The following is a 15,961-nucleotide window of genomic DNA, read 5'->3' as shown; positions in this document are numbered from 1 at the left end:
TGCCCGGCCCTCACGGGGTGCCGCCGCGGCGGCCCGCGCTCGCGGAGGCGGGCGCCGACGGGCGCGGCGCGCCCAGCACGGCGCGCCCGCCGCCGCCCTCGTCGGCCGTGACGGTCGTCTCCCAGCCGTGCCGCGCGAGTGCCCGCACCATCGCCCCGACGATCTCCGGGTCGAACTGGGTGCCCGCGCACCGCCGCAGCTCCGCGAGGGCCGCCTGAACGGGCCGCGCCCTGCGGTAGGAGCGCGTCGACGTCATCGCGTCGAAGGCGTCCGCCACGGCCACCACCCTCGCGAACTCGGGGATCTCGTCGCCTGCGAGCCCGTAGGGGTAGCCGCTGCCGTCCATGCGCTCGTGGTGGTGCAGGATCGCGGAGCGCGCCTCGCCGAGGAAGGCGATGCCGCGCACGATCTCGTGCCCGTACTCGGGGTGCAGCTCGATCACGCGCCGCTCCTGCGGGGTGAGCGGGCCGTCCTTGCGCAGTACGCGCGTGGGCACGCCCAGCTTCCCGACATCGTGCAGGATGCCCGCGAAGCGGAGCACCTCCAGGCGGTCGCGGTCCATGCCGAGCTCCGCCGCGATCATCGCGGAGGCGCGGCCGACCCGTTCACTGTGGCCCCGCGTGTACTTGTCCTTGATGTCGACGGCCTGCACGAGCGCCCTGATCGTGGCCTGGTGGGCGGCGCGCTCGCGGTGGTACTGCGCGAAGACCCAGCAGGAGATGTACATGGGCAGCAGCACGAACAGCGACGACAGCGGCCCGTAGGGGCTGCGCCACAGCACCGCCATCATCAGCCCGGCGAGCGCGTGCACGCCGTGGGCCGCGAGCGAGCGCGGTAACAGGCCGCGCCACGCGCCGCGCGGCGGCACGCCCTCGGCGGTGGCGAGGATGCCGCCGTCGAGGGCGGCCAGCACGAGGCAGAAGGCGAGGGCGGCGGCCGCCGTCGGCAGCAGCACGTAGGGAAAGTCGGGCGTCGTCAGCCCGTAGCCGCCGCCACCGAGTGCGACGGGGCCGCCGAACGCGGTCTGCGCGCGTGCGGCAGCCCAGGCGGCCAGCGCGAGCTGGGCGGCGCGCCACACCCGGCGCGCCGCGTACGGCCGCCGTTCCACGTGGCCGAGCAGCGCTCCCGGCACGGCGACGAGTGCGGCCGCCGCCGGCGGCAGCAGGAAGGCGGCCGCGAGCAGGACGGGGAAGAACGATCCGGCTGCGATCGGCGCGGCGTCGTCGGCCGGGCGCGAGGCGGCGCGCGGCCGGCGCCGGCGGATCAGCGCCGGCGACTCGCACAGCGCGTAGAGGGCGGCGAGCGGCACGACCGCATGCCAGGGAGTGCCGGCCGTGTACGCGACCGGTGCGAAGCAGGCGCCCGCGAGGAGCGCCGTGCCCAGGATGTACGCGCGCGCCGCGCACGGAATGGCCTTCACGGCGTCCCCCGCCCCCTCGTCGCCCGAACCCCGGTTCCGGGCCGTACCGCACGCCGGCGAGCCGAGGTGGGTGGGGCCACGTGGGTAAGCCCGGACAACGCGCCAGGCTAGTGAGCGGGGCGGGCGGCCGCCCGCGAACGCGGCCGATTAGCACCTTCGGGTGATAACCGCGCCGCGAGGCACCCGAGCGGCCGTTCGGGTGCCTCGTTGTGCTATTCGGCGGCGGCGCGGGGGCCTTGCGCGCCTGCGGACAGGTCGTCGGTGGGCGGTTTCTGGCCCGACCTGATGAGGTCGATCCGTCCCATGACCTTGTCCCGCAGGTCGCTCGGCACGTCGTCGTGGCCGCAGCAGCGCTTCACGAGCTTCTTCACGGCCTGCTCGAGCCCGTACTTCTCCAGGCACGGAGAGCACTCCTCGAAGTGCTCCTCGAACTTGTGCCCCTGGCTGTCGGGCATCTCGTGGTCGAGGAACTCGTAGAGGTGGTCGAGTACCTCGGCGCAATCCGTCTCATGCGGCTCTCCGCAGCTCATGAGCCCGCGCCTTTCCCGTTGTCGGACGACTTACCGGCGGCACCCGCCGGGACCAGCCCGCGGTCACGTGCGTAGTCCTCCAGCATGCCGCGCAGCTGACGGCGGCCGCGGTGCAGCCGGGACATCACCGTGCCGATGGGTGTCCCCATGATGTCCGCGATCTCCTTGTAGGCAAACCCCTCGACATCGGCGAGGTACACCGCGATGCGGAATTCCTCGGGGATCGCCTGGAGGGCGGTCTTCACGTCGGAGTCGGGCAGCCTGTCGAGCGCCTCGGCCTCGGCCGAGCGCAGGCCGGTGGACGAGTGCGACTCGGCGCGCGCCAGCTGCCAGTCCTCGATCTCCTCGGCGGCGCTGCGCTGGGGTTCGCGCTGCTTCTTGCGGTACGAGTTGATGAACGTGTTCGTGAGGATGCGGTACATCCAGGCCTTGAGGTTCGTGCCCTCGCGGAACTGGTGGAACGACCCGTACGCCTTGGCGTACGTCTCCTGCACGAGGTCCTCGGCGTCCGCCGGGTTGCGCGTCATGCGCAGGGCGGCCGAGTACATCTGGTCGAGGTAGCCCAAGGCGTCACGCTCGAAACGGGCGCTGCGTTCTGCAGCGGTCTCTTCGATGCGTCCGTCGTCCGTCCCAGCCGTCCCTGATTCAGTCCCAGTGACCGGACCCACCTCCTCCAATGCGGTCGCGGAGCCGAACCCGGCCCCACTCGCATCGGAGAATAGTCGACCACGGGGGTCCGAGGCCTTCGCGTCCGCCGCGGAGGCGGCCGCGGCGGCGGTGCTCCTGCCCGCGGACATCACCGTCCATTCCAGGCCGTCGCCGCCGGGGCGTACGGGGCCTGAGCGGCGCGGGCACATGGTAGAACCCATGAGACGGGACTCCCTCTTCCTGCTCGACTCACCGGCTGGGACCGCCGGTGCTTTGATGAACAGAAGCCGTGCCGCGGGCATTCCCGATGCGTCCCAGCCAGGTCGCCACGGCCTCGGTCAGGGTCTCCAGCGCGTCGTCCTGGCCGAGAGGCGCGCGCTTGGGCACCGCGAACGCGTGGTCGGCGTGGGCGATCTCCACCAGGTCGAAGTCGCCGTCCGGGTACTCGGCGGGCTTGCCGAAGGGATCGGCCCCGCCCTGGACCACCAGGGTGGGCACCCCCGTCAGCAGGAGTTCGTCCGCTCGTGACTTCTCCGGCCTGCCCGGCGGGTGCAGCGGGAAGCCGAGGGCGAGCACCGCGACGGCGCCGAGCTCGCGCCCCGTGCGGCAGGCGACGCGCGCGCCCGCGCTGCGGCCGCCTGCGACGAGGGGCAGCCCCGGCTCCGCCAGTGCGGGCCACAGCGCCCGCCACGCGGTGTCCAGGGTCTTCGGCGCGGGGGCCACCTTCTTGCCCGCGACCCGCCACGGCTGCTCCACCAGGGCGACCGTGAAGCCCTGGGGAGGCAGCGCGGCGGCGAGCGCGGCCAGGTCGCGGGCCCCGATTCCGCCGCCCGCGCCGTGGCCGAGCGCCAGGACGAGGCGGGGTTTCGCCGCGCGGTGCCAGGTGATGTGCGCGGGCCCCGCTGGGGTGTCGACGCTTTCGATGTCTGTGGCGGTGCGGCTGCTCATGCGGCCATGGTGCCTCGCACGCGCGCGTCGCAGGCGTCAGAAGAGGGTGGACTCCTCCGGGGCATCGAGCTCCGTCACCAGTTCGGGCCCGTTGTTGCGCACGTCGGAGACCGCGGTCGCCACGGGGTAGGCCCGCAGCAGCCCGGCGGGCGGCGGCTCCAGTAGCGGGCGCAGTGCGTCGACGTCCGTGCGCGCCGGGTCGAGCCACGCGTCCCACCGGTCGGGAGTGAGCATCAGCGGCATCCTCGGGTGGATGTCGGACAGCGACCGCGGGCCCTGCCCGTCGGCACCGGCACCCGCGCCGGCGAACGGCGCCGTCTCGGCCTCCGTGGTGATCACGGTGCACGTCACCCACCAGGCGCGCGGGTGGTCGTCGGGGAGCGTCTTGTCGCGCCAGAACTCGTAGAGCCCTGCGAGTGCCATGACCGAGCCGTCCGAGGGCGTGACGAAGTACGGCTGCTTGCGCGGCCGCTTGCCGCGCCCCTTCTCCTCGAGCCGCCGCTCGTCCGCTCCCGTCACCCACTCGTAGTAGCCGTCGGCGGGCAGGATGCACCGGCGGGCGGCGAACGGCCTGCGGTACGAGGACTTCTCGTGGACGGTCTCCGCACGCGCGTTGATCATGCGGGCGCCGCCCTCAGGGGTCTTCGACCACGACGGCACGAGTCCCCACTTCAGCGTCCGCAGCTGGCGCACGGGCCCGGCGGCGGGGTCCTCCTTCGGCACGCGGTCGAGGACCGCGTACACCTCTTTGGTGGGCGCCACGTTCCAGTCGGGGGCCAGGGCCTCCTCCGGGTCCCACCGCTCGATGCCGAAGACCCCCTTGAGGTCCTCGGGCCGCCTGCTCGCCGCGTACCGGCCGCACATGCCCTTCAGCCACCCCTCCGGCGTCCCCGTCCCCACAAGCCGCGGCCCTGCGCCCCGGACGGACAACCCTAAGTGCTCGCCGCTGCGATCGTCCAAGGCCCGCAAGCGCCGCACGGGCCCGGCCGGGGTCTCTCTCAGCGGACTTTGGCACACTGCCAGCTCCACGCAATGCCCGCCCCTGACAGGAGCGCACGATGGACGACCTGTGGGACCGCATATTCGGCACGCAGCCGGGTCCCGACGCCTGGCTGGTGATCGTGACAGGCCTGCTGGCACTGGCCTGCGCGGTGCCGCACGGGGTGTGGCGCGTCACGCGCAACGCGGTGACGATCGCCCACGAGGGCGGCCACGGCCTGGTGGCGCTGGCCATGGGGCGCACGCTGCAGGGGATAAGGCTGCACTCGGACACGTCGGGCCTGACGGTGAGCCGCGGCAAGCCGACCGGCCTCGGCATGGTCCTCACCGCCGCCGCCGGCTATACCGCGCCGCCGCTGCTGGGGCTCGGCGGCGCCTGGCTGCTGGCCGCGCACCACATCACGCTGCTGCTGTGGTCGGCGACGGTGCTGCTGGTCGCGATGCTCGTGATGATCCGCAACGCGTACGGGGTGCTGACCGTGCTCGTGGCGGGCGCGGCGTTCGTGCTGGTGTCCTGGCTGACCTCGCCCCAGGTGCAGGCCGCCTTCTCCTACACGGTGGTGTGGTTCCTGCTGCTCGGCGGCGTGCGGCCCGCGTTCGAGCTGCAGTCCAAGCGGCGCAGGGGCGGCGCGGGCGATTCGGACGCCGATCAGCTCGCCAGGCTGACGGGCGTCGGCGCGGGACTCTGGTTCTTCCTCTTCCACGCGGTGTCGCTGTGCTGCCTGATCGGCGGCGGCCGCTGGCTGCTGGGCGTGTAGGCATCGTTCGGCGCCGCACCCGTTTCGGCGCTTTTGACAGGAATCCGTGTGGCGGTCCAGCCATTAAAGTGAGGGCCATGACCGAGAGTTCCGTGCAGTCCGCCCTCTGGCCCGCCCCGCATGCCACGGGAGCCGTCGAAGCGACGGTCACCGTGCCCGGATCGAAGTCGGTCACCAACCGGGCCCTGGTGCTCGCGGCCCTCGCCGCCGAGCCCGGCTGGCTGCGCAGGCCGCTGCGCTCGAGGGACACGCTGCTGATGGCGGACGCGCTGCGGGCCATGGGTGTGGGGATCGAGGAGACCATCCCCTCGTCGTCGCAGACGTCGCGCGGCATGGGCGACAGCGGGCAGGCGGCGACCACGGGCGAGGCGTGGCGGATCATCCCGGCGGGCCTGCACGGACCCGCCGAGATCGGTGTGGGCAACGCGGGCACCGTGATGCGGTTCCTGCCGCCGGTCGCCGCGCTCGCCGACGGACCGGTCCACTTCGACGGCGACCCGCGATCGTACGAGCGCCCGCTCGGCGTCGTCATCGAGGCGCTGCGCACGCTGGGCGCCCGCATCGACGACGAGAACCGCGGCTGCCTGCCGCTGACGGTGCACGGCGGCGGCGCGCTCGACGGCGGGCGGGTGGAGATCGACGCGTCGGCGTCCTCGCAGTTCGTCTCGTCCCTGCTGCTGTCCGCGCCCCGCTACAACCAGGGCGTGGAGGTGCGGCACGTGGGCCCCGTGCTGCCCTCGATGCCGCACATCCGGATGACGGTCGACATGCTGCGCGCCGTCGGCGCGCAGGTCGACGAGCCGGAGACCGGCGGCGAGCGGAACGTGTGGCGGGTCACGAGCGGTGCGGTGCTCGGCCGCGACCTGACCGTGGAGCCCGACCTGTCCAACGCGCAGCCGTTCCTCGCGGCGGCGCTCGTCACGGGCGGCCGGGTGACGATCCCCGACTGGCCGACGCGCACCACGCAGCCGGGCGACGCCCTGCGCTCGCTGTTCACCCGGATGGGCGGATCGTGCGGCATCGTCTCCACGCCCGACGGCACGGCCCTCACCTTCGCGGGCAGCGGCCGCGTCCACGGCATCGACGCCGACCTGAGCGAGGTCGGCGAGCTGACGCCCGGCATCGCGGCGGTGGCCGCGCTGGCGGACTCGCCGTCCACCCTGCGCGGCGTGGCCCACCTGCGGCTGCACGAGACGGACCGGCTGGCGGCGCTGACGAAGGAGATCAACGAGCTGGGCGGCGACGTCACGGAGACCGCCGACGGCCTGGTGATCCGGCCGCGCCCGCTGCACGGCGGCGTGTTCCACACGTACGACGACCACCGCATGGCCACCGCGGGCGCGGTGCTCGGCCTGGTCGTCCCCGGCATCGGGATCGAGAACGTGGGCACGACGGCGAAGACGCTGCCCGACTTCCCCCGGATGTGGACCGGGATGCTGGCGGGCCCCGACGCGGGCCCCGACGCGGGCTCGGACGCGGGCACCGCCGACGGCTCAGGACCCGGAGCGGGCGCGGGAGCCTGACGCGATGCGCCGCTACGGCAAGAACCCCGACGAGGACGACATCCGCAGCCGCCCGAACCCCAGGGGCAGCAGGCCGCGCACGCACATCAGGCCGAAGCACGAGGACGCGGCGGAGGGCATGGTGCTCACCGTCGACCGCGGCCGCCTGACCTGCCTCGTCGAGGACCGGACCGTGGTGGCGATGAAGGCGCGCGAGCTGGGCCGCAAGGCGGCCGTCGTGGGCGACAGGGTCGGCCTCGTCGGGGACCTGTCGGGCAGGAAGGACACGCTCGCGCGGATCGTGCGGATCGAGCCGCGCACGTCGGTACTGCGGCGCACCGCGGACGACGACGACCCCTACGAGCGCGTGATCGTCGCCAACGCCGACCAGCTGGCCATCGTGACGGCGCTCGCGGACCCGGAGCCGCGCCCCAGGCTCATCGACCGCGCGCTGGTGGCCGCGTACGACGGGGGGCTCGAACCGCTGCTCGTCCTGACGAAGTCGGACCTCGCGCCCGCGGAGCCGCTGCTCGAGACCTACCGGCCGCTCGGCCTGCGGTACGTGGTCACCCGGCGCGACGAGCTGGCGGACGGCGGCGCCGAGCGAGTGCGTGCCCACCTCGAAGACCGTACGACCGCGTTCGTCGGCCACTCGGGCGTCGGGAAGACGACGCTCGTCAACGCGCTCGTCGCGAAGGAGCGGCATCGGGTGACGGGTGGCGTGAACGCCGTCACCGGGCGCGGCAGGCACACCACGGTCTCGGCGCTCGCGCTGCCGCTCGCGGGCGCGGCCGGCTGGGTCGTCGACACGCCGGGCATCAGGTCGTTCGGTCTCGCGCACGTCGACCCGTCCCGGGTGATCCTCGCCTTCCCCGACCTGGTGGACGGCACGGAGGACTGCCCGCGCGCGTGCAGCCACGACGAGCCGGACTGCGCGCTCGACGCGTGGGTGGCGGACGGGCACGCGGACGCGGCGAGGCTCTACTCGCTGCGCAGGCTGCTGGAGGTCAGGGAACGCCACGAGGGCGACTGAGCGAGGCACCGGCCTCCCGCCCCGCCGGGCGGCGGGAGCGCCGCGAGGCGGCAGCGGCGGAAAAGTTTGCACCTGTCCGGCACTGGTAAGTGCATAATCGCACGAGCGAGACGAAGCGGTCACGGATCCGGGAGGCTTACGACGATGGCGTGGCTGCTGGTCGTGGTCGCCGGGCTGCTGGAGACGGGGTTCGCCGTCTGCCTGAAGCTGTCGCACGGCTTCACCCGGCTGTGGCCGACGATCGCGTTCGCGAGCTTCGCGCTCGGCAGCTTCGGCCTGCTGACACTGTCGCTGCGCAAGCTGGACGTCGGCCCCGCGTACGCGGTGTGGACGGGCATCGGCGCGGCGGGGACCACGGTCTACGGCATGGTCTTCCTCGGCGATCTCGTCTCGACGCTCAAGCTCGTGTCCATCACGCTCGTCATCCTCGGCGTGATCGGCCTGCAGTTGTCGGGCTCCGCGCACTGACGCGGACGGCCCGCACGGCCGCCCCCGGTACTGTGACGGCCATGTCCGACTACCACGATGATCTGCGCCTGGCCCATGTGCTGGCCGATGTCGCCGACGCCGCGACGATGGACCGGTTCAAGGCACTCGACCTCAAGGTCGAGACGAAACCGGACATGACGCCGGTGAGCGAGGCGGACAAGACCGCCGAGGAGCTGATCCGGGGCAGTCTCCAGCGCGCCCGTCCCAGAGACGCGGTACTCGGCGAGGAGTTCGGCGTGGCGGGCACGGGGCCGCGCCGCTGGGTCGTCGACCCGATCGACGGCACCAAGAACTACGTGCGCGGCGTGCCGGTGTGGGCGACGCTGATCGCGCTGACGGTCGCGGGCGAGGGCGGCTACGAGCCGGTCGTCGGGGTCGTGTCGGCGCCCGCGCTCGGCCGCCGCTGGTGGGCCGAGCGCGGCGGTGGCGCGTTCACCGGGCGCAGCCTGTCGGCCGCGACGCCGCTGCGGGTGTCGCGGGTGTCCGCGCTCGGCGACGCGTCGTTCGCCCACTCGTCGCTCAGCGGCTGGGAGGCGCGGGGCCGCCTGGACGGCTTCCTCGACCTGACGAGGGCGTGCTGGCGCACGCGGGGGTACGGCGACTTCTGGCAGTACATGATGGTCGCGGAGGGCTCCGTCGACATGTGCGCGGAGCCCGAGCTGTCGCTGTGGGACATGGCAGCGCCCTCGATCGTCGTCCAGGAGGCGGGCGGGCGGTTCACCGGGCTCGACGGCACCGACGGGCCGTACGGGGGTGACGCGGCGGCGTCGAACGGCGTCCTGCACGACACGCTGCTCGGCTACCTGGGCGAGCGGTAGGGAGCGCGCGGCAACGCACGGCCGTGGCGCGCTGAGCGCGTACACGAGGAGGCCGGGCCCCTTGGGGTCCGGCCTCCTCCGCGTCCGGTGAGCGGGGCCGGTCGCGGAGGGCCTGGACCGCGGCCTCCGGCCGCTCGCCGAAGTCACCTGAGCCGATCGTACAATGGACACTGTCCAAGTCAAGTGTGCGTCCAAGTCCGTACTGATCTCGGGATTCCCGCACCCCACTGTTAGGCTGAGCCCATGAGTGACCTGTTGGAACGACTGCGCGAGCGCGGCTGGCGCATGACGGCGCAGCGCCGCGTGGTGGCCGAGGTCCTCGACGGCGAGCATGTGCACCTGACGGCCGACGAGGTGCACGCACGCGCGGCAGGCCGGCTGCCCGAGATCTCCCGGGCGACGGTCTACAACACGCTCGGCGAGATGGTCTCACTCGGCGAGGTGGTCGAGGTGACCACCGACCGCAGGGCCAAGCGGTACGACCCCAACGCGCACCGCCCCCACCAGCACCTGGTCTGCGCCCGCTGCGGCACCATCCGCGACGTGCACACCTCGGGCGACCCGCTGAGCCAGCTCCCCGCGGACGAGCGCTTCGGCTTCACCGTCTCGGACGTCGAGGTCACGTACCGCGGGCTGTGCCCGGACTGCGCGGCCGGCGCCTGACGCGCGTTTCCGAGGACGCCCCGCACAGAAGACACCCCACACAGCCTGAAGGCCCGTATCTCCAAGGAGATACGGGCCTTCAGGACTCGCAGTAGCGGGGACAGGATTTGAACCTGCGACCTCTGGGTTATGAGCCCAGCGAGCTACCGAGCTGCTCCACCCCGCGTCGGTGAACACGACATTACGTCACCGCCGCCCGCCGGGGCAAATCCCTTTCCCGCAGCTCGTCGGCCGCGCTCCTCAGGCCGTGAGTTCCTGCTGGAGCGCGGCGAGCAGCTTCGCCGCACGCTCCGCGACCTCGGCCGGGCCGAGGTCCGCCGCGCGCGTGCACCACCGCTGGGCCTCGGCCAGCTCGCCGCCCCTGGCCGCGAGCAGCCCGAGCCGCAGCGCCGCCCTGCCGTGGCCGGCCTGCGCGGCGCGCGTCCACCACAGCACGGCCTCCGCGTCGTCGCCCTCGCGCACCAGCAGCAGGCCGAGGTTGAACGCGCCGCTGCGGCTGCCGGCCTCGGCGGCCTCCCGGTACCAGCGGGCGGCGCCCTCGGTGTCACCGCGCCGGGCGGCGAGCATGCCCGCGCGCACCTGGGCGCGTACGTGCCCCTCGTCGGCGGCGCGCTCGTACCACAGCTCGCACTCGGTCTTCTCGGTCTGCAGCTGCGCCTCGCCCAGCGCCGGCGGCGCGGCCGGCGGGCGGCGCGCGTCCAGCAGCATCGCGAGCCGGTAGGCGGCCTCGGCGCTGCCGCCCCCGGCGGCGCACCGCAGGTGGCGCTCGGCCGTGCGCTCGTCGCCGTCCCTGAGGCAGGCGATCGCGACCTGGAGCGCGGCCTCGGTGTGGCCCGCGCAGGCGGCACGGTCGTACCACTTCAGCGCGGCCGCGTCCTCGTCCCGGCTCGCGTACAGGATGCCGAGGTTGAAGGCGGCGTCCACGCTGCCGGCCTCGGCCGCCTTGGAGAACCACGGCTCGGCGCCCGCCGCGTCCCCCGCCTGCAGGAGCAGGACGGCGAGCGCGTTGGCGGCCTCGCGGTGGCCGGCGTACGCGGCGCGCCGGTACCACTGCTCGGACTGCGCGGCACGGTCCTGGGCCGCGCACAGCAGCGCGAGGTTGTACGCGCCGTTGACGTCGCCCGCGTCCATGGCGGTGCGGTACCAGCGCTCGGCGGCCTGCTGCTCGCCGCGCGCGGCGTGCAGCGCGCCCAGCGCGTTGGCGGCGGAGCCGTCCCCGTCCTGGGCGGCGCGCAGCCACCAGACGGCGGCTGACTCCTCGTCGCCCGCGTCGCGCAGCAGGAAGCCGAGCGCGCTCGCCGCCTTCGGCTCACCGTCCCTGGCGGAGTTCAGGTACCAGCGCCCGGCCTCCTTGAGCTCGCCTCGGCGCTCCAGGATCGCGCCGAGGTGCAGCGCGGCGCGGCGGTGCCCGCGGGCGGCCGCCTCCCGGTACCAGTGCTCGGCGTCCTCCACGCCGGCCTGGGACGCGGCCTGCGCCGCCGGGCGCGTACGTTCCCTGGCCTGCCGCTCCAGCGCGAGCGCGAGGCGGTACGCGGCCTCGCGGTGCCCGCGCTCGGCGGCTGCGCGCAGCCAGCGCTCCGCCCCGATGTCGCTGCGGTGTTCGAGCAGGTCCGCGAGGGCGTAGGCGCCCGACGCGTGGCCCTGCTCGGCGGACTGGCGCAGCCAGTACTCGGCGCCGGGCTCGTCCCCGCGCTCGCGGAAGTGCTTGCCGAGCGCGTGGGCGGCCGCGGCGGAGCCGGCGACGGCGGCCACGCGCCACCAGCCCGCCGCCTCGTCGGAGTAGCCGCGCTGGTGCAGCAGGACGCCGAGGTTGTTGGCGGCGGCGCGGTCGCCCTCCGAGGTGGCGGACCGCAGGTGGGGCTCGGCCCCGTCGAGGTCGCCACGGCGCAGCAGCAGGGCGCCGAGGGCGCTCGCCGCCGCCGTGTCACCCGCTTGTGCCGCGGCCCTGTGGCGTGCCTCTGCCTCGGCCTCGGTCTGCTCGGCCTGGTCCATGACCTCCGTGGGCTCCATGGGGTCGGCCGACTCGATGAGGGCGGCCGAGGCGAGCGTACCGACGCCGGACCCGACTTCGGTACGCCTCCGCGCAAACCGCCCTGTCTCCAACAGAGTTGTCCTATCCCCCATAAAACCTATCGTCGCATCACCTGCTACCCGCTCACCTCTGGTATATCGCGGACCGCAAGGTCACTTCGGCGTTTTGTCGACATGCCCACAGGGAGATAAGTCAAACACGGGAGGGCGGTCTGCGCACCGACCGCCACACACTCCGCACAAACGCGCGACGAGGGCCCGGATCCTGTTGGATCCGGGCCCTCGTATTCCAGTAGCGGGGACAGGATTTGAACCTGCGACCTCTGGGTTATGAGCCCAGCGAGCTACCGAGCTGCTCCACCCCGCGTCGTTGTGGATCAACCGTACCACGGCACGTGGCGTGCTCCGCTCGAAGCGGGCAGGTCGGAGCACGTCAGCCGCTGCCACCGCCACGGCCCGCACCGGACTTGGACGAGCGGCCCTCCAGCTCGGCCGCCCGGTCGAGGGCCTCCTGCAGCTTCTGCTGCGCCTTCCCGTACGCCGCCCAGCCGTCCTTGTCGAGGTGCGTCAGCGCCTTCTTGCTGTCGGCCTCGGCCTGCTGGGCGTCCTGGATCGCCTGCTGGAGCGCCTTGTCGTCGGCGGACGGCTTCTTCGTCTGCTTGCCCGGCGGCTGCGTCGTCGAGGGCGGCTGCTCGTCGGTGCCGAACACCGCGTTGAGTGCGTCGCCCAGCGAATCCTCGAAGACGGGCTTGCCACCACCGTAGGAGGCAGCCACCTTCTTCAGCAGCGGGTAGTTCTGGCTGCCCGTCCTGTGGTTGCCGCCCTTGGTGTAGACGGGTTCGACGTACAGGAAGCCGTTGTCGACCGGCACCGTGAGCATGTTGCCGTACTCGATGTCCGAGTTGCTGCCCTTGAGGTCTCTGACGAACGTGGCCACGTCCGTACTCCCGCTGAGCTTGCTCTGCACCTGCCCAGGGCCCGGCACGTTGTCGCCGGTGACTCTGAGGATCCTGATCTTCCCGTAGTCGCTGCTGGTCGCGTCCGAGTCGACGGCCATGAAGCCGCTGAGGCTCGGCCTGCCGCTCGGCGTGAACGTCGACGTCAGAGAGAAGGTCCGGCTCTTCTGCTTCGGCATCCTCAGGCTCAGGTAGTACGGCGGGACCGCGCTGTTCGAGCTGGTGGTCGGGTCATCGGGCACCTGCCAGGCGTCACTGCCGCTGTAGAACTGGGCCGCGTCCCTGACGTGGTAGCGCGTCAGCAGCTCACGCTGCACCTTGAACAGGTCCTGCGGATAGCGCAGGTGGGCCTTGAGGCCGGCCGGGACGTCCGCCTTCGGCTCGACCGTGCCGGGGAACGCCTTCATCCAGGTCTTGAGCACCGGATCCTTGGTGTCCCACTGGTACAGCGTGACCTTGCCCGTGTATGCGTCGACGGTCGCCTTCACCGAGTTGCGGATGTAGTTGACCTGGTTCTGCTGGGCCACCACCGAACGCGAGTGGTTGGTGAGCGAGTCCTCCGTGGTGTCGCCGAGCGTCGTACGCGAGGAGTACGGATAGCTGTCCGTCGTGGTGTAGGCGTCCACGATCCACTTGATGTGGCCGTCCACCACGGCCGGGTAGGCGTCGCCGTCCAGCGTCAGCCAGGGCGCGACGGCATGGATGCGGTCCTTGGGCGTCCGGTTGTAGAGGATTCGCGAGCCCTTGCCGACGGCGCCCGAGTAGAGCATCTGCGGCTCGCTGAAGGCGACCGCGTAGGCGGCCCTGTTCAGCGGGTTGGCCAGTGAGACGCCGCTGTTGCCCTGATAGCTGGTGGTCTTGGTGTTCCCGCCCTTCGACTCGTAGTCGAGCTCCTTCTGCGGGCCGCCGACGATCGAGTACTGGGTGGTCTTCTCGCCGTAGTAGATCTGCTGGTGCTTGAGCGGGCCCAGTTGGCCCGTCGTGGGCAGGCCCGACTCGGTGAAGTCGGGCGCGCCGACGGTGCCCTGGGACGGGTCCGTGACCGCGTCGGTGCCCTTGGCGGCGATCAAGCCGTAGCCGTGGGTGTAGGTGAAGTGGTCGTTGATCCAGTTGTGCTTCTGGATACCGGCGACGTTCAGCTCGCGCACGCCGACGATGGTGTCCTGCAGCTTGCCCGTCGACGGGTCCTTGTAGCGGTCGACGTTCAGCGTCGAGGGGAACTGGTAGTACTTGCGCAGCTGCTGGACCTGCTGGAACGCGGGCGAGACTATGTTCGGGTCGACGAGGCGGTAGCTGGCCGCCGAGTCAGCGGCCTTGCGCTGCTCGTCCTTGGGCGCCGCGCCGCCCTTGCCCGAGTAGTCCGTCACCTGGGTGTCGTCGATGCCGTACGCGGCGCGCGTGGCCTTGATGTTCTTGTTGATGTACGGCGCCTCCTTGGCCTGCTCGTTCGGCTGGACCGTGAACTTCTGCACGATCGCCGGGTACAGGCCGCCGATGAGGATCGCCGAGAGCACCATCAGGCCGAAGCCGATCAGCGGCAGCTGCCAGGTGCGGCGCCACAGCGTCGCGAAGAACAGGACGGCGCAGATCACCGCGATGCAGAACAGGATCGTCTTCGCCGGCAGGTACGCGTTGGCGTCGACGTACCTGAGGCCTGTCCAGGCGTCGGTCGACTTGAAGCCGCTGGACTTGACGGCGAGACCGTAGCGGTCGAGCCAGTACGCCACGGCTTTCAGCGACACGAAGAGGCCGATCAGCACGGACAGGTGGCTCGTGGCGGCCGCCGTGGCGCGCGCGCCGGGGCTCGTCATGCGCAGCCCGCCGTACAGGTAGTGCGTGAGGGCGGCGGCGACCACGGAAAGCACGGCCGCGGCGAAGCCGAAGCCCAGCAGGAAGCGGTACCACGGCAGGTCGAACGTGTAGAAGGACACGTCCAGGTGGAACTGGGGGTCCTTCTTGCCGAACGGCACGCCGTCGACCCACAGCAGCCAGGTGCGCCACTGGCCGGAGGCCGCGGCACCGGCGATCAGCCCGACCAGCGCCGCGACCGCGGACAGCACCCACTTCTTGTACGGCGCGATGCTCATCCGGTAGCGGTCCAGGCTCTGCTGCTCCGTGGACATCGCGCTCAGCGGCGGGCGCAGCCGGTGGGCGAGCCAGATGTTGAAGCCGACCGCCACCGCCATGATGGCGCCGAAGACGCCGAAGAGGCCGATCTTCGTCCACAGCGTCGTGGTGAACACCGACGAGTAGTCGACCGAGCGGTACCAGAGCCAGTCCGTCCAGAAGCCCGAGAACATCACGAAGGCCATCGCGAGCACGGCCAGCAGCCCCAGGACCAGCAGCAGGAACCGCACCCGTCCCGACGGCCGCCCCACCCTCGTCCGTGACCCGGTCGGGCCTCCGCCGCGGTCCGGCATCTGGAAAGCCAACGTGCGCACCTCGAAAAAGTCTGGTAACTGCCCTCCGGGAGAACCGGAGGAAGGGTCGTGGGCCGGGGCCGGCTGGGGCTTGCTCATCGGGCCAGGCGATCGCAGGACCCCACCATGCAACTTACTGAGGCCTTATCCAGTTCCCACCCGAGGCCCCGAAGGAGGCAGGATATTGGTCATGTCGAACGTTTCCCCCTCAGGGACCCCGATGGCCGCGAACCCGCTGACGCGGGCCGTGCTCGAGATCGACGAGTACGCGGCAGGCCTCGGCTGGGACCAGCCCGCCCACCTGTTCGCGCTCGTGGACAGCGAACGCATGCGCGCGGACGAACCCGAACTCGCGGCCCAGCTGGGCCTTGGCGAAGGCGACGACGTCGCCCCTCTCACCCCCGTCGAGCAGGAGGAGATCCCCGCGGGCGCCGCCCTGGACGAGTTCCTCGCCACGATCGCGTGGCCCGACGCGGTCGCGGGCTGCGCGCTCGCCGTCGAGCGCCTGATGCTTCCGCCGTCCGCGGAGTCGAGCATTCCGGAGGGCCTCGACGAGGACGCGCTCGGCGCGTGGGTCGCCCGCCACCCCGAGCGGCAGGAGGTGCGCATGACGGTGGCCGTGCTGCGCGACGGCACGCGCGAGTCGGCACTGCGGCTGCGCGAGAAGGACGCGGCGGGCGAGGTGCTGACCGGATCCGGGCTCGTGCCCGGTCTTGCGGAGGCGCTGGCCGCCACCTTCGGATAGG

At 72.4% G+C, this 15,961-nt stretch carries 14 protein-coding genes and 2 tRNA genes; 7 read left to right on the top strand and 9 right to left on the bottom strand.

Going from position 1 to position 15,961, the window contains the following annotated elements; translation table 11 throughout:
* Positions 1-10 precede the first annotated feature (10 nt).
* The 5 genes from IH48_RS0104540 to IH48_RS0104520 all read right to left on the bottom strand — a co-directional run bounded on the left by IH48_RS0104540 (position 11) and on the right by IH48_RS0104520 (position 4,410).
* Positions 11-1,420, bottom strand: coding sequence for an HD-GYP domain-containing protein (locus tag IH48_RS0104540; protein ID WP_051839161.1), 1,410 nt, complete (start codon positions 1,418-1,420; stop codon positions 11-13).
* Between the two features lie 212 nt (positions 1,421-1,632).
* The gene (gene rsrA / locus IH48_RS0104535; RefSeq protein WP_030899413.1) at positions 1,633-1,950 is read right to left on the bottom strand and encodes a mycothiol system anti-sigma-R factor; all 318 of its coding nucleotides are present in this window, start codon (positions 1,948-1,950) and stop codon (positions 1,633-1,635) included.
* Entirely contained in the window at positions 1,947-2,618 is a 672-nt protein-coding gene (locus tag IH48_RS0104530) for a sigma-70 family RNA polymerase sigma factor (RefSeq protein ID WP_030899410.1), read from the bottom strand. The genes rsrA and IH48_RS0104530 overlap by 4 nt, the downstream gene beginning before the upstream one ends.
* 229 nt (positions 2,619-2,847) lie before the next feature.
* Positions 2,848-3,546, bottom strand: coding sequence for an alpha/beta family hydrolase (locus IH48_RS0104525; RefSeq protein WP_051839159.1), 699 nt, complete (start codon positions 3,544-3,546; stop codon positions 2,848-2,850).
* A gap of 36 nt (positions 3,547-3,582) precedes the next feature.
* The gene (locus IH48_RS0104520) at positions 3,583-4,410 is read right to left on the bottom strand and encodes an SOS response-associated peptidase (protein WP_030899406.1); all 828 of its coding nucleotides are present in this window, start codon (positions 4,408-4,410) and stop codon (positions 3,583-3,585) included.
* A gap of 194 nt (positions 4,411-4,604) precedes the next feature.
* Between IH48_RS0104520 and IH48_RS0104515 the strand changes: the two genes are divergently transcribed.
* From IH48_RS0104515 to IH48_RS0104490, 6 genes are all read left to right on the top strand, one after another.
* Positions 4,605-5,303: a M50 family metallopeptidase gene (locus IH48_RS0104515; protein WP_030899403.1), complete on the top strand. Its 699-nt coding sequence runs from the start codon at positions 4,605-4,607 to the stop codon at positions 5,301-5,303.
* Positions 5,304-5,380: 77 nt separating this feature from the next.
* The gene (aroA, locus tag IH48_RS0104510; protein WP_078849480.1) at positions 5,381-6,826 is read left to right on the top strand and encodes a 3-phosphoshikimate 1-carboxyvinyltransferase; all 1,446 of its coding nucleotides are present in this window, start codon (positions 5,381-5,383) and stop codon (positions 6,824-6,826) included.
* A 4-nt stretch (positions 6,827-6,830) separates the two neighbouring features.
* A complete protein-coding gene (gene rsgA, locus IH48_RS0104505; RefSeq protein WP_030899398.1) occupies positions 6,831-7,838 on the top strand; it encodes a ribosome small subunit-dependent GTPase A in 1,008 nt (335 codons plus the stop codon).
* 144 nt (positions 7,839-7,982) lie between these two features.
* A complete protein-coding gene (locus IH48_RS0104500) occupies positions 7,983-8,306 on the top strand; it encodes a DMT family transporter (RefSeq protein WP_030899395.1) in 324 nt (107 codons plus the stop codon).
* A 41-nt stretch (positions 8,307-8,347) separates the two neighbouring features.
* On the top strand, positions 8,348-9,145 hold the full coding sequence (gene hisN / locus IH48_RS0104495; protein ID WP_030899393.1) for a histidinol-phosphatase: 798 nt from the start codon (positions 8,348-8,350) through the stop codon (positions 9,143-9,145).
* 243 nt (positions 9,146-9,388) lie between these two features.
* On the top strand, positions 9,389-9,808 hold the full coding sequence (locus tag IH48_RS0104490) for a Fur family transcriptional regulator (protein WP_030899390.1): 420 nt from the start codon (positions 9,389-9,391) through the stop codon (positions 9,806-9,808).
* Positions 9,809-9,900: 92 nt separating this feature from the next.
* Here IH48_RS0104490 and IH48_RS0104485 read toward each other — a convergent pair.
* The 4 genes from IH48_RS0104485 to IH48_RS0104470 all read right to left on the bottom strand — a co-directional run bounded on the left by IH48_RS0104485 (position 9,901) and on the right by IH48_RS0104470 (position 15,215).
* Positions 9,901-9,974, bottom strand: a tRNA-Met gene (locus IH48_RS0104485).
* A gap of 74 nt (positions 9,975-10,048) precedes the next feature.
* Positions 10,049-11,818 (bottom strand): sel1 repeat family protein, encoded by a 1,770-nt coding sequence (locus IH48_RS0104480; RefSeq protein ID WP_420705443.1) that lies wholly within the window; start codon positions 11,816-11,818, stop codon positions 10,049-10,051.
* A 314-nt stretch (positions 11,819-12,132) separates the two neighbouring features.
* Positions 12,133-12,206, bottom strand: a tRNA-Met gene (locus IH48_RS0104475).
* A 66-nt stretch (positions 12,207-12,272) separates the two neighbouring features.
* Positions 12,273-15,215 carry a UPF0182 family protein gene (locus tag IH48_RS0104470; protein ID WP_030899386.1) on the bottom strand — a complete coding sequence of 981 codons (2,943 nt, stop codon included), beginning with the start codon at positions 15,213-15,215 and terminating at the stop codon, positions 12,273-12,275.
* Between the two features lie 190 nt (positions 15,216-15,405).
* On the opposite strand from IH48_RS0104470, the gene IH48_RS0104465 reads away from it, so the two are divergent.
* A complete protein-coding gene (locus IH48_RS0104465) occupies positions 15,406-15,960 on the top strand; it encodes a PPA1309 family protein (protein WP_030899383.1) in 555 nt (184 codons plus the stop codon).
* Position 15,961 lies beyond the last annotated feature (1 nt).

This window comes from Streptomyces sp. NRRL F-5126 (assembly GCF_000721265.1).
Classification (GTDB): domain Bacteria; phylum Actinomycetota; class Actinomycetes; order Streptomycetales; family Streptomycetaceae; genus Streptomyces.
The sequence above is the reverse complement of the archived record's forward strand: the minus strand, read 5'-3'. Positions and strand labels throughout refer to the sequence as shown.